Genomic DNA, 22,948 nt, shown 5'->3' with positions numbered 1-22,948 from the left:
CTTTCAGGCGACGTTGGACCTGTGGTGAGACTGGAAACTGATCGATGATGCTGGGTACGGACGTATCGAGCTTGTCAACGACCGCAGCCACCGCTGCGGCGCAAGGCCTGTCGATCGTGGTGCCGCTGTACAACGAGGCGGCCGGCCTCGCATCGCTTCACCAGCGGCTTTGCGACCTTGCGAGGCGCCTTGGCGATCGCTATCGGCTGCGCTGCGAAGTGGTCTATGTCGATGACGGAAGTTCCGACGCCACGCTCGTCATCGCGCGCCAGCTGAAGGCTGACTGCATCGACGTCCAGGTCGTCTCGCTGTCGCGCAATTTCGGCAAGGAAGCGGCGCTGATGGCCGGCCTCGATCACGCGCGGCGCGGCGCTGTCATGTTCATGGACGGCGACGGCCAGCATCCGCCGGATCTGGTCGAAAAGCTCGTCGGTCACTGGATCGATGACGGATACGATGTGGTCTACACGGCGAAAGCCCATCGCGACAATGAATCGCTGCTGCGGCGGCTGTCGGTGCGCGGCTTCTACGCCCTGATCAACTGGGGCGCGCGGCAGAAGATTCCGGAAGACGCCGGCGATTTCCGCCTGTTGTCACCGCGCGCAGCCGCCGCCTTGCGGCAGCTCCCGGAGCGCAACCGGTTCTTCAAGGGGCTGGCGAGCTGGATCGGCTTTCGTCAGATTCGCGTCGACTACGAGCCGGCCGCGCGCGAGCACGGCATGACGACATTCAGCGCCGGGCGGCTGGTCGGGCTTTCGATCGAAGGATTGACCTCGTTCTCGGTCGCGCCCCTGCGCGTGGCGAGCCTGCTCGGCATCCTGCTCGCGTCCGTCGCTTTCCTGTTCGGCCTTTCGATTCTCTGGGAAACACTGATCGATGGAAAATCCGTGCCCGGCTATCCCTCGCTCATCGTGGGCCTGATGACGATCGGCGGCGTGCAGCTGATCATGATCGGCATTGTCGGCGAATATATCGGCAAGATCCTTTCGGAGCTGAAGGCGCGTCCAATCTATTTCGTCGCCGAGCATTCCGAAAAGCGCGCCGATGCGGACATCGACAGTGAGGCCAGCAAAAGGACCGCTGCAGAATGAGCCGGCGCATCTGGCTGTGTGCCGACGATTACGGCATCAGCCCCGGCGTCAACCGCGCCATCCGCGACCTGATCGAGAACGGCCGCCTCAACGCGACATCCGTCATGACGGTGGGGCCGGCGATCGGTCGCGACGACGTCAATGCCTTGCAGGCGGCCGCGAAAGCCAATCCGCACTGCGCGATCGGTCTGCACGTGACCCTGACCGGGCGGTTTCGTCCTTTGACCCTGCATTTCAGGCCGGTCGACGGCGGTCTGTTCTTGCCTCACGCCAAGCTCTTCCGTCGGGGTCTGACGGGACGGCTTGATCTTGAGCTGATGCGGACCGAAGTCCTGGAGCAACTGTCGGCCTTCGCCGACCTGTTCGGCCGCTCACCCGATTTCGTCGACGGCCACCAGCATGTTCAACTCTTTCCCGGCGTGCGCGCGGCTTTCCTGGCAGCGGTGAAGGAAGCAGCACCCAAGGCGTGGATCAGGCAATGTGGCCGCAGCCAGCCATGGAGCCAACGCCTGGGCTCGCCGAAGGCGCTTGTGCTCGACGTGCTCAGCGCGCAATTCCGAACACGCGCTGCGCGCACTGAGCTTGCCTTCAATTCGGCTTTTGCCGGCGCCTACGATTTTTCCAAAGAGCAGGAGTTCGGCGCCCTGATGCAACAATTCCTGCAAGGGATGCCCGACGGCGGCGTTGTCATGTGTCATCCCGGCGTCGTGGACGAGGTGCTGATCAGCCTCGATCCGTTCACCGTCCAGCGTGAACGCGAATACGAATTCCTTCGCAGCGAAGGATTCGCGCCGCTGCTGGCTGCCAACAACGTTACGCTCGGCTGACTTCCAGCCGGCAAGTTGGCGCGGCTGCGGCAATTGGGCTGCCTCCCGGATTCCTGACCCGAATCAATAGCTTGAGGGCGAGCAAGCGGCCTACCTAAATTTAATTTCCATCCGCACTACCTGCGACATGAAGCTCGCCTACATCTCCTTTCACGCTTTGAGAAGCGATGGAGAGCCCTGATGACACCGCAAGAACGCCAGTTGGTTGATGATCTATTTGGTCGGCTGTCCAGGATGGAGGGCGCGCCACGCGACTCCGACGCGACGGCAGCGATTGCCCAGGGCCTGCGGAGCGCGCCGAACGCAATCTACCCACTGGTGCAAACGGTGCTGTTGCAAGATGAAGCGCTCCGCCGCGCCAACGACCGCATCCAGGAACTCGAGAACCAGAGCGCGCCCCAGCAAAATCAGGGCGGCGGCTTCCTCGACACGATGCGCGGCGCCCTGTTCGGGCAAGGCCAGTCGCAAGGCGGGCAATCACAGGGTTCCGTGCCGAACGTGCGGCCGCCGGAAGCCGGCAGCCGTCCGGTCTGGAACAGCGGTCAGGTCCTGCAGCAGGCCGGCCACTATGATCAGGGCGGATATGGCCAACGTGATCAGGGCGGCTACGGCCAGCCTTATGGCGGCCCGCAAGCGCCCGGCGGGGGCATGATGGGTGGCATGGGTGGCGGAGGCGGTAGTTCATTTCTCGGAACCGCGGCGGCCTCGGCCGCCGGTGTGATCGGTGGCTCGCTTCTGCTCAACAGCATCCGCGGGATGATGGGCGGCGGCCATCAGGCCGCCTTCGGCGGTACATCGAGCCAAAGTCCCTGGACCGACCAGTCCGGCAGCAGTCTGGCGCGTGACGCCGGCGTCAACGACATCTCCTCGCGAGATCTCGCCGCGCAGGATCGCGCCCAGGATCTCGCTCAGGATCAAGAGGACGATTTGCGCGCACAGGATGAGCGCGACGACATGGAAGCTGACGCCAACGACGATTTCGGCGGCAACGACGACAGCGACTTCGCCTGACTTCATCAACATGTGAGCAAAAACGGCCACTCCATTGGAGTGGCCGTTTCATTTTCCTTTGGTGCAAAGCGTCAGATCACGACGACCTTGGTGCCGACGTTGACGCGGCCGTAGAGATCGATCACGTCCTCATTGCGCATCCGGATGCAACCGGACGACACGTTGGTGCCGATCGTCCAGGGCTCGTTGGAGCCGTGGATGCGATAGAGCGTCGAACCGAGATACATCGCACGCGCCCCGAGCGGATTTTGCGGACCGCCTTCCATGTGGCGCGGCAAGTCGGGCCGGCGCGCCAGCATCTCCGAGGGCGGCGTCCAGTCCGGCCACTCTTTCTTTGCCGAGATCGTCTTCACGCCGGACCAGGTGAAACCCGGGCGGCCAACACCGATGCCGTAGCGCAGCGCCTTGCCGCTGCCCTGGACCAGATAGAGGAACTTGTTCGGCGTATCGACCACGATCGTGCCGGCGCCTTCCTTGCCCTCATATTCGACGAGTTGCTTCTCGTATTTCGGATCGAACGAGGGGCGCGCGGGCTCGCTCATCATCGGCTGGCCCATGGCCTGCGGCGGCATCATCGGCGCCTGGTAAACCATTGGCTGCTGCCCGTACGGAGCCTGCTGCTGGTAGGCGGGCTGCTGCCGATAGACCTGGCCTTCCTGCCCTTGCCTGTCACCGAACAGAAACTCGATAAAGCCTCCGCCCATGCTGGGGCGATCGGCTGAAGCCAGGCGCACCGGCGCGGGAGCCGGCGGCGTTGCGGAACGATCGGGATGGAGCGCAACCGGATCGGTGACGAACTCGGCCTCGTTCGCGGCCGCTTGCGGAAATCCGAAGCCAAGCCAGCAAGCGCTGGCGAGCAGCGCGAAATACATTTTCTTCATCGACGTACTCATACCAGTGCCCACTTTCCGAAGTTCGTGTTCCACCTCAGCACCCACTTTCACGAACTTCGGAAAGTCATGGGCGCTAGCAGACATCGATTCTAGTGCCGCTTTCCATTTGAAGCTCCCGGATCGAATTCGCCGCTTGTGGCGCGCGAGCTTCAAATGGGCGGCGCTAGTTCGTCGTCGAGTGCGCCGGAGCGGCGCCTCTGCACGTGGTTAGCTAAAAGCAAAAACCGCATCGGTTTGGTAAACAGAACCGACGTTTTGATTCACCACGTCGTCAAACCAGCGCGGATTTGTCCGGTAGCGTTTATTTTCGGTGAACACGACGTGCGCATGGTTAATCGTCAGTGTGCGCACGCGTTCGCGCATTGCGTGCAAGTTCTGGCGTGAACCTCGTGTTAAATCAGGTCTGCTTTAAAGCACGGCGGTGCAAGGGGTCAGGGAATTTGCCATGGCGGTTCATCGTAGACGTTTTCGTGTCGAGGAAGCTATCTCCGGGGATATTCAGATGCCGCCGGAAGTTAAAACCGAGGTCGGTCCCATGCACCGCGAGATCATGAACGAATTGCGCGCCATCAAGGCACAGATGGCTACGTCGCGTCCCAACGGCGCGACAGCAGAGACGATCGGCGAAGCCGCGGCACGAGAAGTGGCCGAAGCGAATGCGCTGCTTGAAACCTATCGTGCGCAGATCGAGCAATGCGAGAAGCTGAAGGTCGAGCTCGACCTGATCTATGACGCCATTACCCGTACCAAGCGCGAAATCGCCGTGCTGCACGGCAAGAGTTTCAACGGCGAAGAGATGGCCAAGGTCAATGGCGAGCTCGGCGCCGTGGTCGGCGGCACCGAAGAGGCCACCCAGCAGATCCTGGAAGCGGCTGAATCGATCGACAATGCGGCGACCGCACTCAGCAAGGTCAACTCGCCCGATCAGCAGAAGCTGCTCAGCGAGGAAATCCAGGAACGCGTTGTCTCGATCTTCGAGGCCTGCAACTTCCAGGACCTGACCGGCCAGCGCATCAAAAAGGTGATGAACACGATGAAGTTCATCGAAAATCACATCACCGTCATGATGGAGATCTGGGGCGGCGTCGACGCCATCAAGGCGCACGCGCCGGCGATCGTCGACACCCGCGAAGGTGACGCCAGGCTGCTGAACGGCCCGAAGCTCGAAGGCGACGTCGGCCACGCCTCGCAGGACGATATCGACGCGCTGTTCGACTGATTGAGGATTTTCAATGCAAGAAAAACGCCGGCCTTTCAGGCCGGCGTTTTTGTTTTCTTCGTCGTCATGCCCCGCGTAGGCGGGGCATCCAGCATTCCAGAGGCTTCTCGGCTCAAGCACGGGCGTCTCTGGAATACTGGATCGTCCGGCATAGGCGAAGCGGAAGCGACGCCGTTCTTCGAACGGCTATGCCGGACGATGACAGCGGAGCATGCCTCAGCTCCGCCCATTTTGCTCGCAGTGATGGAAGGTTTGCGAGTCGCGCTCACGCGCGCGGCGCGCAGCGGACATAGACCATGTTGCCGTAACGGGTCGCCGCATCCTTGTCGATGAAGCGGGTGATCAGCACGCGCCCGTCAAAGGAGACGATCTCGCGGTCCTGCTCGCCGCCCGCAGGTCCGGGCGGACCAATATAGTTCTTGCCGCTCGGGCTGCCCTTGAGCCGCAGTTCCTGCGGCGTCGCCTGATCGGCCAGATGCATGATGACGCCGCCACTGCTGCCGGCGCCGATCACATAGGGCTGCTTGCACTGCGCCTTCGCGGCCGCTTCGGTGCGCGCGCGATCATTGGGATTCTGGTACGAGGCCAATCCCCATTTGCCGACGATTTCGTCGGGACGGATCGTTGCGGGCATTTCCGGTGCCGGCGCCGGCTCGGGCGCCACAGACGGCGACGACGAGAATGAGGGCAGGCTCATGCTGCTGCATGCGCCGAGAAACACCGCCAGCACCGAGGCGATCCCCAGATTGGCAGCCGTCCGCGCGCCACCTGAAACGATCATGTTATCCCCCAAGCAAATCCGCGGTCGCGTCCGTCCGGCAGCGAACCGCAAAAACCCTGACTCGGCAACGACGTCCCAAATACGTCGGCGTAGCGATGTGGTTTTCCAAAGCATCCTATATCAGCCTCACCAAGCCATTAACCGCGTTTGCTTGACAGGATCGCCGCAAGGCCATATCCCCCAGTCGCACCATTGGCACTCTAAGTGCCCGATTGCCAAGAACTACGATAGGCTGCCCTCGGCCGGACCGGCCCCGTATTCCCCGTCAATTTCGGCAGCAAATCGACCAGCGAACCAGGCTCCAAAGGAACCGTCATGGCTAAAACCACATTTCGCCCACTGCATGACCGTGTCGTGGTCAAGCGCATCGATGCTGAACAGAAGTCCAAGGGCGGCATCATTATCCCCGACACCGCCAAGGAAAAGCCCTCGCAGGGCGAAATCACGGCGGTCGGCCCCGGCGGCCGGGACGAAGCCGGCAAGTTGATCCCGATCGATCTCAAGGTCGGCGACCGCGTCCTGTTCGGCAAATGGTCGGGCACCGAGGTCAAGATCGACGGCGAGGAACTCTTGATCATGAAGGAAAGCGACATCATGGGCGTGCTCGTTTAAGCACGACCTCCATTCGCACGTAACCCCCGCCGCGAACGTTCAACTTGAGCCGTCATGATCCGGATCTGATCCGGAACATCCACCCCCGACAAAACTGGATCGCCGGGCAACAGGCGAGCGAAAGCGACCCCGTCCTTCGAACGGCTATGCCCGGCAGTGACGAGTGAGCGACGCGGCAAGAACACAAACCTTCGAATTTGAGGAGTAAGGACAATGGCTGCCAAGGATGTCAAATTTTCCGGAGACGCGCGCGAGCGGATGCTGCGCGGCGTCGATGTTCTCGCCAACGCCGTCAAGGTGACGCTCGGTCCCAAGGGCCGCAACGTCGTCATTGAAAAGAGCTTTGGCGCCCCGCGCATCACCAAGGACGGCGTGACCGTCGCCAAGGAGATCGAACTGGACGACAAGTTCGAGAACATGGGCGCGCAGATGCTGCGCGAGGTTGCCTCCAAGACCAACGACACCGCCGGTGACGGCACCACCACCGCGACCGTGCTGGCGCAGGCGATCGTGCGCGAAGGCGCCAAGGCGGTTGCCGCCGGCATGAATCCGATGGACCTCAAACGCGGCATCGAAGTCGCCGTGAACGCGGTCGTGAAGGATATCGAGAAGCGCGCGAAGCCGGTCGCCTCCTCCTCCGAGGTCGCCCAGGTCGGCACGATTTCCGCCAATGGCGATGCCGCGATCGGCAAGATGATCGCGCAAGCGATGCAGAAGGTCGGCAACGAGGGCGTCATCACGGTCGAAGAGAACAAGTCGCTCGAGACCGAGGTCGATATCGTCGAAGGCATGAAGTTCGACCGCGGCTATCTGTCGCCCTATTTCGTCACCAACGGCGAGAAGATGACGGCGGAACTCGAAGACGTCTACGTGCTGCTGCACGAGAAGAAGCTGTCCGGCCTGCAGGCGATGCTGCCGGTGCTGGAGGCCGTGGTGCAGTCCGGCAAACCGCTTCTGATTATTGCCGAGGATGTCGAGGGCGAGGCGTTGGCGACGCTCGTCGTCAACCGCCTGCGCGGCGGCTTGAAGGTCGCCGCCGTCAAGGCGCCGGGCTTCGGCGATCGCCGCAAGGCGATGCTGGAAGACATCGCGATCCTCACCGGCGGCCAGCTGATTTCCGACGAACTCGGCATGAAGCTCGAAAGCGTGACGGTCAACATGCTCGGCCGCGCCGGCAAGGTGGTGATCGATAAGGAGAACACCACGATCGTCAAGGGCGCCGGCAAGAAGAAGGACATCGAGGCGCGCGTTGGCCAGATCAAGGCGCAGATCGAGGAGACCACCTCGGACTACGACCGCGAGAAGCTTCAGGAGCGTCTGGCCAAGCTCGCCGGCGGCGTCGCGGTGATCCGCGTCGGCGGTGCGACCGAGATCGAGGTCAAGGAGAAGAAGGATCGCGTCGAGGACGCGCTCAACGCCACGCGGGCCGCTGTGCAGGAAGGCATCGTGCCGGGCGGCGGCGTTGCTCTGTTGCGCGCCAGGAAGGCTGTGGGGCGCATCCACAACGATAATTCCGACGTGCAGGCCGGCATCAACATCGTGCTCAAGGCGCTGGAAGCTCCGATCCGCCAGATCTCGGAGAATGCCGGCGTCGAAGGTTCGATCGTTGTCGGCAAGATCCTGGAAGACAAGTCGGAAACGTACGGCTTCGATGCCCAGACCGAAGAGTATGTCGACATGGTCGCCAAGGGCATCATCGACCCGGCCAAGGTGGTGCGCACCGCCCTGCAAGACGCATCCTCCGTTGCCGGCCTGCTGGTGACGACCGAAGCGATGGTTGCGGAACTGCCGAAGGAGCCCGCGCCGGCAGCGGGTGGCGGTCACGGCCACGGCGGCATGGGCTTCTAAATCACGCCGATTTGGCAACATACGAAATCACGAAGGCCGCCATGCGCGGCCTTCTTTTTTTGTTCTTTGGCGATTTGCCGAAAGCTTTGCTAGGAAGGGCCGCCCCGGCCCGATCGAACCGCGGCCGGGCGATCTCAAGTCTCTCCAAGGAAGTGCAGATGCGCGCGCCCTTATTTTTCCTGACCGTTCTTGTCGCGGCTTCAACGACCGTAGCCCACGGGCAAATGAAGCTCTCGACCAAGCCCGCCCCCGGCGCCAACGAAGTCAGGTATTTCACCGCCATCGACGGACTGATGGATGGCAATGCCGATGTGATCCTGAAGGAAACACGCCAAGGCAAAACCCTGACCGCGGCCACGCTCGATGTGTGTTATCCCGCCGCCAAAGGCTCCGACCGCAAGGACCGCTTCGTCGCCAATCTTGCGATCAACGGCCAAACCCTCACTGGAACAACCCAGAGCGTCGGCAGCAAGTTGCCGGTGACGATCAAGCTGACGCGAAAGCCGACCGGCGACAATTTTGAGTTCAAGGGCCAGATCAGCATCGGGCAGACCGTCACCGAAGTGAACTCGACTGACAATTCCGATCTCAGCGAGCGCGAGTTTCAGGAGAGCCAGTCCAGCGACGACAGCATCACCCCGGCGCCGAAGGATTTCACCGAAGTATCGCCGGAAGCGATCGCCGTGCGCGTCAAGCTGGATGCGGTCGCCGATTTTCTCAAAAGCCTGAAGGGACAGGACGTCGAGGTTTCCTTAAGCAGCCTCGCCGTCACTTGCGACGTGCTGCGCGCCGGCGAACAGACGATTTCGCTCAGCGCCGATCCCGATCGCGCCGCAGGGTTGATCACGAAATTCAAGTCCGTACCCGGTGTGGTCGCAGCCGGATGGACCTCAGGCATCATCGAAATGGACCGCACCATCCGCTTTTCGGCTGCGCCCTGGCGTGACGGCGAGAAGCTCAACAAGGACAAGTTGGCATCGACCATCGCCAATGTCCTGGCCGCAGCGCTGTCGGCCAAGCCTGCAACGTCCGTCTGGAACTCCGCCAACGGCAAGCTGAAACTGACATTCAAGCGCCCTAACGCCCTTTATCCTTCGCTTGATCTCACCGACACCATCGAGGTGCCGGCGCTGGTCGCTTCCGAAAAGCCCGGCGCATCGGACCGGCTGATCCTTTGGATTGGCAGTCCGGCGATCACCACCGCCGACGAGACCTCGGGCCCCGCACTGGTCCTCGCCAACGATGTCAGTGGTGACGAAGAAGGCGCCCAGAAGGACGACAATGGTCCCGTTGACGCCCTCACCAAAGAATTCAAGGGTCAGCGCTGGGACGCGGACAAATCAGTCTGGAAGTAACGAGGCGCGGCCGCGCCGCACGAACCGACTTGCTGGTGGAGCGGATTTGACATTCGCTACTAACCCTGGCCGCGAACTCGCATAGCGAATGTCAAATCCCGAACTCCACCAAAAGCATATTTTTGCTAGTGGTCGTTTGATTCTAACATTCGCAAATGCGCCCGTTGAGAAGGGATGCGAATGTTAGAATCCGACCGCTAGTTCGTGTTGAGGTGAAACTTCAAGGGCCTGGTTCCCACAAAGGACACCTGATCGCCCCGCCGCCGCCAGGTGGTGGCTTCGCTGAGCGCGGCAACCAGATCGTCGTCCGCCTGCGCCCGTGCCGGCGGACAGCCCTGATCCTGCAGCTGACCGGGAACGAAGATCACCGTATTGCCGGCGACCGAAAATTGCCCCGTCCCTCTCTTGCACCACAAATCGAGTTTGGCCTCGCCGTTGTCGCCGATCTCGAGCGTCGGTATCCGCTTCGATCCAGGCTGCGGCAATGTATCCAGCGTCATTTCGAATCCGAACGGAAACCCATCGTCCGCACGGACCGGACTGGCCGGCAAAACGACAGCCGTGAACGCAGCGACAACCGCCGCAAGACCTCGCGCTGAAAACATTGGAATTCCTTCCGGGACATTCGAAAAGCGTGCGCGGTTGTAGTCGGCCAAGGCCCTATTGACCAGATCGATTGCGCCAAAAAAATCCCCGCGTCCAACAGGACGCGGGGATGCTTGATCAGCTCTTGCCAAGGTTTACTTCAGGACCATGGCCGTGAACGGATAGACATAGGCCTGCAACATCACGAACAGGCCGACCAGACAGGCCAGCGCAATCGAGTGCTTGAACACAAAGCGCAGGATCGAGCCCTCATGCCCGTACCAGTTGGTCGCGGTGGAGGCGACGACGATCGACTGCGCGTCGATCATCTTGCCCATGACGCCGCCCGAGGAGTTCGCGGCTGCCATCAATATTGGCGACATACCCAACTGCTCGGAGGTGATCCTTTGCAGGTTGCCGAACAGGATGTTCGAGGCGGTATCCGATCCGGTCAACGCAACGCCCAACCAGCCAAGCAGCGTGCCGAAGAACGGGTAGAGGACACCTGTTGCCGCAAAGGCAAGACCCAGCGTCGCGTCGATGCCGGAGAGGCGGGTCAACGTGCCGATCGCCAGCATCGCCGAGATCGTGATCAGCGAAATCGCGCAAAGACGGATGGTGCGGCCATACTCGGCGATCATCTTGGCGGGCGAGAAGCCTGCCAGGAAGCCGGCGATGATCGCCGCGATCAACATGCCTGTCCCGGTGAACGACAGATAAGTGAACCCGAACACCGCACCTTCCGGCGTCGGCTTCGCGGCAACCGGCGGCACCTTGTTGATCATCTGGTGCAACTCAGGAACCGGATAGTTCCAGGTGAAGATCGAATTCGCCCACGTCTTGAACGCTCCGTTGCCCCAGATCAGCATCACGATGCAGACGACGATCCACGGCAACAATGCACTGAACAGCTGAGCCGACGTCAGCGGCGTCTTGTCCAGCGGTTTTGCCGGCGTCATCGTAGCCATGGATTCATCGTTGCCGCGCAGTGCCGGCGACAGCCAGATTTTCTTCGGCTGCCAGACCTTCAGGAACAAGATGAGTGCGCCCATCGAAATCAGCGACGCGCCGATGTCGACGATCCAGGGATTGATGAAGTTGGAGATGACAAATTGCGGCACGGCGAACGAGATGCCGGTGACCAGGATGGCCGGCCAGATCTCCTTCATGCCTTTCCAGCCGGCGAAAGCCCAAACCACCCAGAACGGCACGATCAGCGAGAACACCGGTAGCTGACGGCCGACCATCGCGCCCAGGATATAAGGGTCAAGGCCCGTCACCTGCGAGAGCCCCTGGATCGGCGTACCGAGCGCACCGTAGGCAACGGGCGCCGTGTTGGCGATCAGCGACAGTCCGGAAGCCGCGAGCGGCGAGAAACCGAGACCGATCAGAACCGCGCCGGTGACCGCGACCGGCGTGCCGAAACCGGATGCGCCCTCGAAGAAAGCGCCGAACGAAAATGCGATCAAAAGCAATTGCAGCCGGCGATCTTCGGTGACGCCACCGACGGCGCGCTTGAGCAACTCAAATTGGCCGGTTGCGACCGTGAGCTGGTAGAGAAAGATAACGTTCAGCACGATCCAGCCGATCGGGAAGAAACCTGCCACGACGCCGAGCAGCGAAGCGCGGATCGACATGTTCGCCGGCATGGTGAAGACGAAGATCGCGATCAGGTTGGTCAGGATCACCGCAACGATGGCGGCGATGTGCGCCTTGACCTTGCCGCTTGCGATCAAGACGAGCAGCGTGACGACGGGCACCGCGGCTGCGATCGTCGACAGCACGGCGTTGTTGAAAGGATTATAGACTTGATCCCAGTGCATTACGTTTTCTCCCCAAGTACTTTTTGGCGCTGCCGGCCCGCGTGGACGGCCGGCGCGCTGGCGTCAATTTTCGAGGGCCTTTGGCAAAGTGCGACGTCAAACGCGAATTCGGCTCCGCCAAATCCGCTCACAAACGCGCGAAATGAGATGGCCCCCTGCCACCCGCCATTGACCGCATGCTAGGGTTGACTCGGAGGTGGCGACAAGCGAACCCATACCATCAAGTTTACAACTTTAGTCTAGTTCCGGAGACGGACATTCGCTTAAGCTTCCGCGGTTCCCGAAAACGCGACGCCAGCTAACCCTAGCGAATGTCAAATCACCTTCCCTAGCCGGGCCAACACCTAGCCCGTGCAACTATTCCCCGGAGACCACGATCAGTGAAGAAAATCGGCTCGATGCTGAAGATCGTATGGCGGATCGCCATTCCCTATTTTCGTTCCGAAGACAAACGGGCTGGCCTCTGGTTGCTCGCTGCGGTGATTGCCATTGAACTCGCCTCGGTCGCTGACGACGTCCTGCTCAACCAATGGCGCAACCGCTTCTACAACGCGTTGCAGGAAAAGGACTTGAACGGCTTTGTGCGGGAGATGTTCGTCTTCTGCGCACTCGCCGCCGTCGCGGTTTTTCTTTCCGTCTATCAACTCTACCTCGGTCAATGGCTGCAAATTCGCTGGCGGAACTGGATGACCAGGCGATATCTCGATGGCTGGTTGCCTGGCGCAAATCACTACCGCATGGCGCTGCGCGGCGACGCGGCTGACAACCCCGACCAGCGCCTCGCCGACGACATCAAATTGTTCGTCGCCCAGACGCTGGGCATCGGCACTGCACTATTGAACTCGATCGTCAGCCTCGCCTCGTTCGTCGTCATCCTCTGGGGCCTGTCCGAGGCGGCGCCGCTGCACCTGTTTAGCAGCGACTTCGCAATCCCCGGCTATCTCGTCTGGGGCGCGCTGATCTACGCCCTTCTAGGAACCGCACTCACGCAATGGATCGGCTCGCCGCTGATCCGTCTCAACTTCGAGCAGCAACACTTTGAAGCCAATTACCGTTTCGACCTGGTCCGCGTGCGCGAGAACACTGAACAGATCGCGCTGCTCAAGGGAGAGAACGCGGAACAGCAGCGCTTGCTCGGCCGGTTCGGTTTGATCGTCGACAACTGGTACGCGATCATGAAGCGAACCAGGCGATTGACAGCCTGGACGCAGAGCTACGCCCAGGCGGCGGTGGTCATTCCATACATCCTCGTGGCGCCGGCCTACTTCGCCGACAAGATCCTGCTTGGCGCGCTGATGCAAACCGCCGAGGCCTTCGGCAAGGTGCAGGACGCGCTGTCCTTCTTCGTTTCGGCCTATCGCTCCCTGGCTGAATGGCGCGCGGTCATCGACCGTCTCGACGGCTTTGAGACCTCGATCGAGGAAGCAACCCATCTGGCTACGACACCGCCGAAGATCGACGTCGTTGCTGCAGGCGCTGGCGCGATCGATATCGCAGGCCTCCTGGTCAAATTGCCCAACGGTGCGCCGCTGGTTGCGGCCGATAGCCTGCGCTTTCAAGGCGGCGACCAAGTTCTCGTCACCGGTCCGTCTGGCGCCGGCAAGTCGACGCTGTTTCGCGCGATTGCCGGCGTCTGGCCGTTCGGTAACGGTGAGATTACGATTCCCGCCAAGGCTACGCTGATGATGTTGCCGCAGCGGCCGTATTTTCCGATCGGAACGTTAAAGGCGGCGATCGTCTATCCTTCGAGTCCGGATGCTTTCAGTTCGTCATTCGTTGAGGAGACGCTGACTACCGTGGGCCTGCCGCAGCTCGCAACGAGGCTTGAGGAGGACGCCCACTGGAACCGGATGCTGTCACTCGGCGAGCAGCAGCGGCTTGGGATCGCCCGCGCGCTGCTGCACAAACCGCAATATCTTTTCCTCGACGAGGCGACCGCCTCGCTCGACGAAGCCGCGGAAGCCGCCCTCTATCGCCTGCTCGCCGAAAGACTCAAAGCAACGACAACCGTCTCGATCGGACATCGCAGCACGCTCAAGGCCTTCCACGACGGCCGCATCGTGCTTGAACGCGAGGGCGAGCTGTTTGCCGCGCATCAACGGCAAGAGCAGCCGAGCCCGTCATAGTAACGGCCACGGCAACGGCTCGTAGAGAATTACTTCAGATTGCTCATCGCGGTGAGGTCGGCCGACAGCTTGGCAATGCCGACCGCGCCACACCAGTTAGAGCCGAAGCCATTGGGGTTGATGGCCGTCAGGTTGCCGGGAATGTTGGCGTTGAAGGCGCTCGTCAGCGCCGCGCAATCGCCCTTGCTCAGGCTGGTGTCGGAATAGCGCAGGTCCAGCGTGAACACCTTGTAGGTGAAGGCGACGCCGATATTCCAGGTGTTGTAGCTTGGATAGGGAATGCCGATCGGCGCGGCCGCGATGCGATAGAACGCATCCGTCGTGCCGTACCATTGCCGCCCGACTTCAGCGGACACATAGGCTCCGATGCCAGTCGACCCGAACCACGCGCTCGGCGCCGTCGCTTTCGTCGTGATCGAAGAGTAGTTGCCCCAGGCGCCCGAATTCAAAAAGTTCGGCGTGTAGTATTCGTTGGCGCCGAGCGCGAAGCTGTCGTTGATGGTCCAGTTGACCTTGCCATAGCCCTCGTAAAAGCTGAGATTCTGCTTGATCTGCGTGAAATCCGGGCCGAGCGCGAGCGGCGAGCCCGGTGGACAAACCGCAACGCCGCCCGGAAAACTTTCCTGACACTGCCCGCCCGGATAGAGGTAGCCCCAGATGCCGAAGTCGAATGCGAAAGCACCGAACGTCGGCCGAATGCCGCCGTAGATATCAACTTCGGCCGCCGCATGATTGGCAAAGGAAATGCTCTCGGCGGAGGTGCCGACATAGAGTTGCAAATCCTTGTTGATGTTGTAACGCGGCTCGAAATAAGCGGCGACCGACGGTTGGTGATTGGACTGCGTGATGCCGCGAAAGACGTAGTCGCTCATCACGGCGCCGCCGAAGGCGACGTCCCAGGGATTGAACGGCGCCGGCGTCTTCGTGGCCTTCGCCGGCAAATCCGCGGCCGAAGCGGGTCCTGACATTGCCAGTAACACAGCAGCCAGAAGGCGTTTTTTCATCGAGGACCCTTCCAACGATTGCGGAGCTGGCGGCGCAACAAAGCGCAGGCGCGTAAAGCAATCTCGTATAGGGTGGCCATAACATGAAGATTAAAACGTGATCATATGCATATTTTTTATTCAGACTTGCGAACGGTCGAGATATAGCTGCAAGCTGTTGTAATCTGACCACAAATTCCCGAAGAGGCCGAGCCGGATTTGCCACGTCTGCTCGCGGCGATTACGGACCTGCAAAAGAAAAAGGCCGCAGCGATTCGACGCTGCGGCCTCCTGATATTGCTTGGTCGTGGCTGAGCTGGCCCTAGTTGCCTTCTTCACTACCCGACGAATGGTGATCGGAGTGGTGCTCCCATGACGGCGCGGGAGCAGGCTCCTCGTGAGCAGGCGTCGCCCAGCTGTTGGAGGGGGCCGCTGTCTCGTGCGAAGCGGTATGTTCCACCGCTGCGGGAGCTGCCTTCTTTGCCGCCCTCTTCTTCGGTGCGGATTTCTTCGCAGCTTTCTTCGCAGCCTTCTTGGCCGATTTCTTCACCGCCTTCTTCGCGGACTTCTTTGCAGACTTCTTCGCGGATTTTTTTGCCGCCTTCTTGGCGGATTTCTTCTTCGAAGCGACAAGCTTTTTAGCCTTCTTCGCCTTCTTGCCCTTCTTCTTTTTCGCCTTAGCCATGTAGTCCTCCTGTTGCGCTGAGCCGTATCTATCGGACGTTCAGGCCCTCGCTCCTGCTACGCGCCTGTCGGGTTCGCTCGATCCCGGCTGCGGGCCGCCCGTCGCCCAATCGAGAAGCTCAATCGTGTGCACCACAGGAACTGACGTACCGCTGGCAATCTGCACCATGCATCCAATGTTGCCCGCGGCAATCATGTCCGGCTTGACCATCGCAATATTGGCGACCTTTCGATCACGCAACTTGTTCGCAATGTCAGGCTGGAGGATGTTGTAGGTCCCAGCCGAACCGCAACACAAATGGCTCTCGGCTACATCTTTCACCACGAATCCATTCTTGGAAAGCAATTCTTTCGGTAGTTGCGTGATTTTCTGCCCATGCTGTAGCGAACAAGCCGCGTGATAGGCGACGACGATGTCGTCATGGCGCGCCACGGCTGCGAGATTCAGAGCGCTGATATACTCGGTGATGTCCTTGGCGAGCGCTGAAACCCTGGCTGCGGACGCAGCGAAATCACGGTCCTGGCGCAGCAGGAAGCCGTAGTCCTTGATGACAGTGCCACAGCCCGACGTCGTCACCAGAATGGCGTCGAGGCCGCCGCGATCGGCCTCCGCAACCCATGCCGCGATGTTGGCACGGGCAAAGGTCAGCGCCTCGGCCTCCCGGCCCATATGGTGGGTCAGCGCGCCGCAGCATTGCTCGTCCTTGACGAGGACGACCTCGATGCCGTGACGGGTCAACAAGTTGATGGCAGCCTGATTGATCCGCGGCGCCAGCACCTGCTGCGCACATCCCTGAAGCAAGGCGACCCGCCCGCGCCGCTCGCCGATTGCCGGAAAAACGCTGCCGGGCAGCGGTCCCGCCTTGGGCAGGCTGCCCGGCGATAGCGCCAGCATCGCCTTGATTCGCTTGAGTAAAGTCGGCCGCGCCGACGCGCCGCCGGAAGGCAAAAGGCCGGCGAAGGGACGCGCGAGCCGCGCCATCACCATGCTGGCGCGAAACAGTTTTGGCCTCGGCAATACGAGCGCAAGCACCGCGCGCAACAGCCGTTCGATCAGGGGTCGTTTGTAGTCGCGCTCGATCCGCACCCGCGCCTGATCGACCAGATGCATGTAGTTCACGCCCGACGGGCAGGTGGTCATGCAGGCAAGACAGGAGAGGCAACGGTCGATGTGCTTGACGACCTCCGCCGTCGGCGGACGGTCTTTCTCCAGCATCTCCTTGATCAGGTAAATGCGGCCGCGCGGGCTATCGAGTTCGTCACCGAGCAGGACATAGGTCGGACAGGTCGCGGTGCAAAAGCCGCAATGCACGCATTTGCGCAGGATCGTGTCGGCTTCCGCGATATCGGGATTGGCTAGCTGAGCGGCGCTAAATTCAGTCTTCATGTGGTTGTCTTCCGGACCATCCGGCCGCGATTGAGAATGCCCCTGGGGTCGAAGCTCTGCCGGACGCGTTCGCTTAAAGCGGCGACGCCCTCGGCTGCCGGCTGGAACACGTCGACCTGCCGCCGCACCTCGTCGGACGCACGCAGCAGCGTGGCGTGACCGCCGGCGGCGGCAGCGCGCTGCCGTACCAGAGCCGCCTGCGCATCCGCCTTTGGCGGCATCGCCGCCCAGATCAGGCCTCCGCCCCAGTCGTAAAGCACGTCACCCCCGGTCTCGCGGGCAAGGAGCTCGCCCAAAGCCCCACCGGATGCCGGCGGACAGACGATACGCCACACCGGCCAGGCGCCGAGCGGGCCCTTGGCCGCAAAGGGTTCCACATCGCGCACGCGCTCCCACACCGCCGCCGAGCGGTCATCTTCGATCGTCTCAGCGGTTCCGAACCGCGCGAGGAGCTTGGCAAGCGAGGCTGCACGGTGCGTGACCGAGGCGGTGATGCCCTCCAGCCGAACCAGCGTCAGGGCGTCGCGGGGCGATCCGAGGCTGCCAAGTGCGCCCGCCGCATCGCGCAGTGCGGATTTCGGCACATGCGCCGCACCGGACACGTCGAACGGAGAGCCGAGCGCCGCGGTCATCGCCTGATTGGCGGTGACATCGTCGAGCCCGCGCAGCAGCAGCGTGCGCTCGCTCTCCGGCCTTGGCATCACCTTCAGCGTCACCTCGGTCACGACCGCCAGCGTGCCCCAGGAGCCCGCCAGCAATTTACAGAGGTCATATCCCGTGACGTTCTTCACGACCTTGCCGCCGGCCTTGAACGTGTCGCCAAAGCCCGAAATGGCCTGCGCGCCGAGCAGATGGTCACGCGCCCCGCCCGCCTGGATCCGGCGCGGGCCCGCGAGCCCGGCACCGAGCATGCCGCCGATTGTCCCTCGCTCAGGCGTCCCGAGCAGCGGCGCGGTGTTCATGGGCTCAAAGGCAAAGCGCTGGCTTTTCGAATCGATCAGCGACTTGACGTCGGCCAGTGGCGCGCCCGCCTCCACCGTGATGATCAACTCATTCGGCTCGTAGGATTTCACCGCGCTGAGCGCCGACAGATCGAGCAGCGCGTTGGTCGCCATCACCTGGCCGACCATCCGCTTGGTGCCATGGCCGATGATCTCGAGCGGCTGATCGTTCGCGATCGCCGCGCGCACGGCCTGTTCGACATCCTTGGCGTCTCGTACTTTCAGAGTATCCACGCGTCACGCTCAAAATCGGGGAATGTCAGGAAAGGCGAGCTTGCCGGCATGCACGTGCATGCGGCCAAGCTCGGCGCAGCGGTGCAGGGTCGGAAACACCTTGCCCGGATTGAGAAGGCCCTGCGCGTCGAAGGCGCATTTGAGCCGCTGCTGCTGGTTGAGGTCGATATCGGAAAACATTTCGCCCATGAGATCACGCTTCTCGATGCCGACGCCGTGCTCGCCGGTCAAGACGCCGCCGAGCTCGACGCAGCAGCGCAGGATGTCGGCGCCGAAGGCTTCGGCGCGTTCGATCTCGCCGGGCTGGTTGGCATCGTAGAGAATGAGCGGATGCAGATTGCCGTCACCGGCATGAAACACGTTGGCGCAGCGCAGTCCGTATTTCCCGGAGAGCTCGCGGATACGGGCGAGCGCCTTGGGCAGCGCGCCGCGCGGAATGGTGCCGTCCATGCAGAGATAATCGGGCGAGATCCGCCCGACGGCCGGAAACGCTGCCTTGCGCCCGGCCCAGAACAGGTTGCGCTCGGCTTCCGAATTGGAGATCAGGCAGACCGTCGAGCCGCAGCCTTGCGAGATTTTCTCGACCCGCTTGATCAATTCGTCGACCTCGACGCTCGGGCCATCGAGTTCGATGATCAACAACGCTTCGACATCGAGCGGATAGCCGGCGTGGACGAAGGCCTCCGCCGCATGGATCGCAGGCTTGTCCATCATTTCCATGCCGCCCGGAATGATGCCATTGCCGATGATCTCTGCCACGCATTCGCCGGCGGCTTCGACTTCCGCAAAGCCGACCATCATGGCGCGCGCGGTTTCCGGCTTTTGCAGGATCCGCACCGTGATTTCGGTGATGACGCCGAGCAGGCCTTCGGACCCCGTGATGATCCCCATCAGATCGTAGCCTGAACTCTCGGCGGTCTTGCCGCCGATGCGCAGCACTTCGCCTGTCATCAGCACGATCTCGCAGCCGAGCACGTTGTTGGTGGTCATGCCGTACTTCAGGCAATGCACGCCGCCGGAATTTTCCGCGACATTGCCGCCGATCGAGCAGGCGATCTGCGACGACGGGTCCGGCGCATAATAGAAGCCCTCATGCGCGACCGCCTGGCTGATCGCAAGATTGGTGACGCCGGGCTCGGTGACGACCACGCGGTTGTCGAAATCGATCTCGCGGATGCGCTTGAACTTGCCGAGGCCCAGCAGCACGCCATCGGCGAGCGGCAGCGCGCCGCCGGAGAGCGAGGTGCCGCTGCCGCGCGGCACCACCTTGATGTTGTGCGCGTGGCAGTATTTCAGAACCTGCGAGACCTGCTCGGTGGTGTCGGGCAGCACCACGACCATCGGCGGCTGGCGATAGGCGGTCAGCCCATCGGATTCATAGGCGCGCATCTCGGCCGGCGTGTCGATCACGCCCTCGCCCGGCACGATCGCGCGCAAGCGAGCCACGATTTCCGCGCGCCGCGCCAGGGTGGCGCGATCGGCCTCGGGCATCATGATGGCCATGGCTGTCTCTCCGGCTCTTGCTGCGTGTCGCGACGAGGAAAGCACGGCGCGACCTGCTTGGGTAGGTCCTCCACGGCCGTTTGACCCGCCAGGCGTTCGAGCGAGACAAGCGGTCGATTTTGAAACCTGTCAAGGTTTCGTGGCTTGTTCCTCGCAAGCCCGCCATGGCAAAAGCTGCCCAACCCTCCTTCGATCCCAGCCAAAGAGCATCCCATGAAGAACTTGAGCCTGAGCGTCATCGTCCTTGTTTCCGCCGTGGCCGCGACGGGCGCGCGGGCGCAGGACGTCGCGGCCGGTGAAACCGCCTTCCACATCTGCATGGCCTGTCATGCGATCGGCGAAGGCGCCAAGAACAAGGTCGGGCCAGAGCTGAACGGGCTCGACGGCCGCAAGTCCGGCACCGCGGAAGGCTATTCCTATTCCGAGGCCAACAAGAATTCCGGCATCACCTGGAGCAAGGAGCAGTTCCTCGACTACATCAAGGACCCCAAGGCCAAGATCCCCGGTACCAAGATGGCCTTTGCCGGCATCAAGAACGAGAAGCAGGCGAATGACCTTTGGGCTTACCTTTCGCAATTCGACAAGGACGGAAAGAAGAAGTAGCGGCGCGTAGCGCTGCGAACGAAAAGGCCCCGGCTCGCCGGGGCTTTTTGCTGGTCCATCTAATTCGCGACAGCGGCCGCCGGCGCGCCTTGAGCGATCTTGCCGATCATCGCCTCCACTTCCGACACCACCAGATCAGGCGCGGCATTCTGGATCATGTGCCCGACGCCGGGCAGCACGATCAGCTTCGCGTTCGGCACAGCGGCCGCGAACGGGCGGGCGTGAATGTTGGTCGAGACGGTCTTGTCGACATCGCCGGCGATCACGGTGACCGGCATGCTGATCTCGCCATAGCGCGCCGCCTGCGCGATGACCGCCTGCTTCAACGTCACGAGATCCCAGGCGTTGGCGATGAACTCGCGCGGACGCAGCAACAAGGGCGTCGCCGTGTCCTTCACGAAACCGTCGGGCACCTCCTGCGGCGCGAACACGTTGCGCGAGGCGGACTGCGCCAGCAACAAGCCGAGCGGCAAGGTGACGGTATGGGCGAGCAGCCTGCCGATTACTGGCGTGGTGATGGCGCGATTGTACCAGCCGACGCCGCCGCGCCAGGGGTGGGTCACCGGCGCGAGCAGCACGAGGCCTGCGACGCGGTCGGGATGATCCAGCGCCAGCCGCGTGCCGAGCGCGCCTGCGAGCGAATGCGCGACCACGATGACGGGACCGGTGCCCATCTCCTCGAGCGCCTCCGCAATCATCGCCGCGTGGCTCTCGGGCACCGAGTCGGTCTCACGCTCGCGCACGCTCCAGCCGTGCCCGGGCCGGTCGATCAGGATCACGCGATGGCGTTTGGCGAGCAGCTCTCCGAGCGGCCGCCGCATCGCCCGGAGATTGCAGCTGGCGCCATGCAAGAGCAGGACTGGAGGACCCGCGGCATCTTCCGGACCGAGTTCGGTCACACTCAAGGACGCGCCTTTGACGGCGATAGTTTTCCCCAGCGGTGGATAAATCCGGCCGATTATGAAACCGCACATTTGTGTGGCGAGCGCAAATAGTGCGACAATCGCGACTACGATAATTGGAATCATTGAGATTTTCCGGACGGCAGGGTTCATTCGTCAAATTGCGTCGTCGCGACATACCGGTTTCGCGACAAAATTGTGGAGATTTCCCGTATTATTGCGGGACCCTGTCATACGGGCGTCGTCGGCCATTTTATAACCATGGTCAGCACTTTTTCTGCTGGCCGGGCGTACGTGACTAATCGGAAAACGTCGTCCGGCCTATCCATGTCTTCCACAGGAACGGCTCGGACCTCGAAAAAATTAGTCCGCAGGGAAAGTTAGGAGAAGATCGATGACTATCGGACCGACTGAAGCCGTCATCGACGAGATTGTGGCGAGCTGCAATGGTGACCTTCGCGGCGCGCTGAAAGCGCTCCTGATGGTCAACGAGCATCTCGAAGCCGAGATTGCGCAACTCTACGCGGCGGCCGCCCATTACGGCTTGGCCGAGCGCGGCAGCAACGTCCTGCACTAGTCATCAAGGCTGGTGCCGCCGCTCTGAAGCCTAATCTCATCGCGGTCTGTCGTCACTTCTCATTGTCGGACGTGTCCTGCTCGTCGTCGTTCTTGGGACAGGCGCTGATGGTCGAGCGGGCGAGCTTCGCATCATCGCGCGATCGGTACGGACCGTCGCCGAACCAGTAGCCACCGCCATTGTCTGCGGCAATCCCGCCAATGACGGGGTTGCTGGTGACGATGTCGCATCGCTGGGTGGCGTTGTTGCCGACCACCCAGTACTGCCCGTCGGCGCTGACGGGAGCGGCCGTCAGCATCAAGGCACCTGCCAACATCAGGCGTTTCATGGCCTTGCCTCCTGCCGCCAGATATACGCGGTCAAGAGCGGGCCCAGGAGGCGCGTTCCGCCCCGGCAGCGCAGGCTTTTAAGTCCTGGTTAACCCTGGATTGAGAGGGCTGCTCGGGTTCTAGATATCGCGGCCTTCGACCTTCTCGCTCAAGGTCTTCACCAGCTCCGGCACCCTCTCCAGATGCGGGTTGATGGCGAGCGCCTTGCGGAAGGCGTCCAGCGCCCGCTTGTCGTCGCCGAGTTCCTGCATGATCATGCCGAGCCCGGCGAGCGCGCCGAAATGCCGGGGCTCGCGCGCCAGCACCTGCTGGATATCGGCCAGTGAGCGGCCGTAATCGTTCTGCACATAGTAGAGCGTCGCCCGCCGGTTCCAGGCCTCGATATAGTCCGGGCGCAGCTTGATGACGGCGTCGAGCAGTTTCAGCGCGACATTCATCTCATGGGCATCCATCGCCGCCTTGGCGCGCGTCATCAAGAGCGCTGCGGTATCGCTCGGCGTCTGCAGCCAGATCGCCCAGATCCGGGCTTCGACATGCTTGGCGCTGGCATCATCGGGCGCCGCCTTCAGCGCGC

The 22,948-nt window shown here is 62.0% G+C and carries 23 protein-coding genes; 11 read left to right on the top strand and 12 right to left on the bottom strand.

The window, feature by feature from the left end; translation table 11 throughout:
• Positions 1-44 precede the first annotated feature (44 nt).
• From VFB05_RS21530 to VFB05_RS21520, 3 genes are all read left to right on the top strand, one after another.
• Positions 45-1,091, top strand: coding sequence for a glycosyltransferase family 2 protein (locus tag VFB05_RS21530; protein ID WP_325015946.1), 1,047 nt, complete (start codon positions 45-47; stop codon positions 1,089-1,091).
• The gene (locus VFB05_RS21525) at positions 1,088-1,918 is read left to right on the top strand and encodes a ChbG/HpnK family deacetylase (protein WP_325015944.1); all 831 of its coding nucleotides are present in this window, start codon (positions 1,088-1,090) and stop codon (positions 1,916-1,918) included. Before VFB05_RS21530 ends, VFB05_RS21525 begins: the two co-directional genes overlap by 4 nt.
• Positions 1,919-2,098: 180 nt before the next feature.
• Positions 2,099-2,929 (top strand): DUF2076 domain-containing protein, encoded by an 831-nt coding sequence (locus tag VFB05_RS21520; RefSeq protein WP_325015941.1) that lies wholly within the window; start codon positions 2,099-2,101, stop codon positions 2,927-2,929.
• A gap of 71 nt (positions 2,930-3,000) precedes the next feature.
• On the opposite strand, the gene VFB05_RS21515 is transcribed toward VFB05_RS21520, so the two are convergent.
• Together VFB05_RS21515 and VFB05_RS21510 are read right to left on the bottom strand one after the other, a co-directional pair.
• A complete protein-coding gene (locus VFB05_RS21515) occupies positions 3,001-3,822 on the bottom strand; it encodes a L,D-transpeptidase (RefSeq protein ID WP_325015939.1) in 822 nt (273 codons plus the stop codon).
• A 207-nt stretch (positions 3,823-4,029) separates the two neighbouring features.
• Positions 4,030-4,185: a hypothetical protein gene (locus VFB05_RS21510; protein ID WP_325015937.1), complete on the bottom strand. Its 156-nt coding sequence runs from the start codon at positions 4,183-4,185 to the stop codon at positions 4,030-4,032.
• 82 nt (positions 4,186-4,267) lie between these two features.
• On the opposite strand from VFB05_RS21510, the gene VFB05_RS21505 reads away from it, so the two are divergent.
• Positions 4,268-5,041, top strand: coding sequence for a protein phosphatase CheZ (locus VFB05_RS21505; RefSeq protein ID WP_325015935.1), 774 nt, complete (start codon positions 4,268-4,270; stop codon positions 5,039-5,041).
• A gap of 265 nt (positions 5,042-5,306) precedes the next feature.
• Here the strand turns inward: VFB05_RS21505 and VFB05_RS21500 are convergent, their stop codons facing one another.
• Positions 5,307-5,822, bottom strand: a complete 516-nt coding sequence (locus VFB05_RS21500; RefSeq protein ID WP_325015932.1) for a hypothetical protein — start codon at positions 5,820-5,822, stop codon at positions 5,307-5,309.
• Between the two features lie 315 nt (positions 5,823-6,137).
• Here VFB05_RS21500 and VFB05_RS21495 point away from each other — a divergent pair, with 315 nt between their 5' ends.
• The 3 genes from VFB05_RS21495 to VFB05_RS21485 all read left to right on the top strand — a co-directional run bounded on the left by VFB05_RS21495 (position 6,138) and on the right by VFB05_RS21485 (position 9,637).
• Entirely contained in the window at positions 6,138-6,434 is a 297-nt protein-coding gene (locus tag VFB05_RS21495; protein WP_325015930.1) for a co-chaperone GroES, read from the top strand.
• Between the two features lie 213 nt (positions 6,435-6,647).
• A complete protein-coding gene (gene groL / locus VFB05_RS21490) occupies positions 6,648-8,282 on the top strand; it encodes a chaperonin GroEL (RefSeq protein ID WP_325015928.1) in 1,635 nt (544 codons plus the stop codon).
• A gap of 158 nt (positions 8,283-8,440) precedes the next feature.
• Positions 8,441-9,637, top strand: a complete 1,197-nt coding sequence (locus VFB05_RS21485; RefSeq protein ID WP_325015926.1) for a hypothetical protein — start codon at positions 8,441-8,443, stop codon at positions 9,635-9,637.
• 197 nt (positions 9,638-9,834) lie between these two features.
• Here VFB05_RS21485 and VFB05_RS21480 read toward each other — a convergent pair whose 3' ends face one another.
• Entirely contained in the window at positions 9,835-10,242 is a 408-nt protein-coding gene (locus VFB05_RS21480; protein WP_325015924.1) for an META domain-containing protein, read from the bottom strand.
• Between the two features lie 135 nt (positions 10,243-10,377).
• Positions 10,378-12,045 carry an L-lactate permease gene (locus VFB05_RS21475; RefSeq protein WP_325015921.1) on the bottom strand — a complete coding sequence of 556 codons (1,668 nt, stop codon included), beginning with the start codon at positions 12,043-12,045 and terminating at the stop codon, positions 10,378-10,380.
• Between the two features lie 380 nt (positions 12,046-12,425).
• Between VFB05_RS21475 and VFB05_RS21470 the strand changes: the two genes are divergently transcribed.
• Positions 12,426-14,171, top strand: a complete 1,746-nt coding sequence (locus tag VFB05_RS21470; RefSeq protein ID WP_325015919.1) for an ABC transporter ATP-binding protein/permease — start codon at positions 12,426-12,428, stop codon at positions 14,169-14,171.
• 29 nt (positions 14,172-14,200) lie between these two features.
• On the opposite strand, the gene VFB05_RS21465 is transcribed toward VFB05_RS21470, so the two are convergent.
• Complete coding sequence (locus VFB05_RS21465) at positions 14,201-15,175, bottom strand: TorF family putative porin (protein WP_325015917.1); 975 nt, start codon at positions 15,173-15,175, stop codon at positions 14,201-14,203.
• Positions 15,176-15,573: 398 nt separating this feature from the next.
• Between VFB05_RS21465 and VFB05_RS21460 the strand changes: the two genes are divergently transcribed.
• Complete coding sequence (locus VFB05_RS21460; protein WP_325015915.1) at positions 15,574-15,843, top strand: hypothetical protein; 270 nt, start codon at positions 15,574-15,576, stop codon at positions 15,841-15,843.
• A gap of 35 nt (positions 15,844-15,878) precedes the next feature.
• Here the strand turns inward: VFB05_RS21460 and glcF are convergent, their stop codons facing one another.
• Genes glcF through VFB05_RS21445 form a run of 3 tightly spaced genes read right to left on the bottom strand, consistent with a single transcriptional unit; the run spans position 15,879 to position 19,963 of the window.
• Positions 15,879-17,225, bottom strand: coding sequence for a glycolate oxidase subunit GlcF (gene glcF, locus VFB05_RS21455; protein WP_325015914.1), 1,347 nt, complete (start codon positions 17,223-17,225; stop codon positions 15,879-15,881).
• Positions 17,222-18,460: an FAD-binding protein gene (locus VFB05_RS21450; protein WP_325015911.1), complete on the bottom strand. Its 1,239-nt coding sequence runs from the start codon at positions 18,458-18,460 to the stop codon at positions 17,222-17,224. The genes glcF and VFB05_RS21450 overlap by 4 nt, the downstream gene beginning before the upstream one ends.
• Positions 18,461-18,469: 9 nt before the next feature.
• Positions 18,470-19,963 (bottom strand): FAD-linked oxidase C-terminal domain-containing protein, encoded by a 1,494-nt coding sequence (locus tag VFB05_RS21445; protein ID WP_325015909.1) that lies wholly within the window; start codon positions 19,961-19,963, stop codon positions 18,470-18,472.
• A gap of 213 nt (positions 19,964-20,176) precedes the next feature.
• On the opposite strand from VFB05_RS21445, the gene VFB05_RS21440 reads away from it, so the two are divergent.
• The gene (locus tag VFB05_RS21440) at positions 20,177-20,566 is read left to right on the top strand and encodes a cytochrome c family protein (protein ID WP_325015906.1); all 390 of its coding nucleotides are present in this window, start codon (positions 20,177-20,179) and stop codon (positions 20,564-20,566) included.
• Positions 20,567-20,625: 59 nt separating this feature from the next.
• Here VFB05_RS21440 and VFB05_RS21435 read toward each other — a convergent pair whose 3' ends face one another.
• Positions 20,626-21,594, bottom strand: coding sequence for an alpha/beta hydrolase (locus VFB05_RS21435; protein ID WP_325015904.1), 969 nt, complete (start codon positions 21,592-21,594; stop codon positions 20,626-20,628).
• Positions 21,595-21,862: 268 nt separating this feature from the next.
• Here VFB05_RS21435 and VFB05_RS21430 point away from each other — a divergent pair, with 268 nt between their 5' ends.
• Entirely contained in the window at positions 21,863-22,045 is a 183-nt protein-coding gene (locus VFB05_RS21430) for a hypothetical protein (RefSeq protein WP_325015902.1), read from the top strand.
• Positions 22,046-22,097: 52 nt separating this feature from the next.
• Here the strand turns inward: VFB05_RS21430 and VFB05_RS21425 are convergent, their stop codons facing one another.
• Positions 22,098-22,373, bottom strand: coding sequence for a hypothetical protein (locus VFB05_RS21425; protein ID WP_325015900.1), 276 nt, complete (start codon positions 22,371-22,373; stop codon positions 22,098-22,100).
• Between the two features lie 120 nt (positions 22,374-22,493).
• A partial coding sequence (locus VFB05_RS21420) for a tetratricopeptide repeat protein (protein WP_325015898.1) occupies positions 22,494-22,948 on the bottom strand: 455 nt, incomplete at its 5' end.

Source organism: Bradyrhizobium sp., from assembly GCF_035652035.1.
In the GTDB taxonomy this organism is placed as follows: Bacteria; Pseudomonadota; Alphaproteobacteria; order Rhizobiales; family Xanthobacteraceae; genus Bradyrhizobium.
The sequence above is the reverse complement of the archived record's forward strand: the minus strand, read 5'-3'. Positions and strand labels throughout refer to the sequence as shown.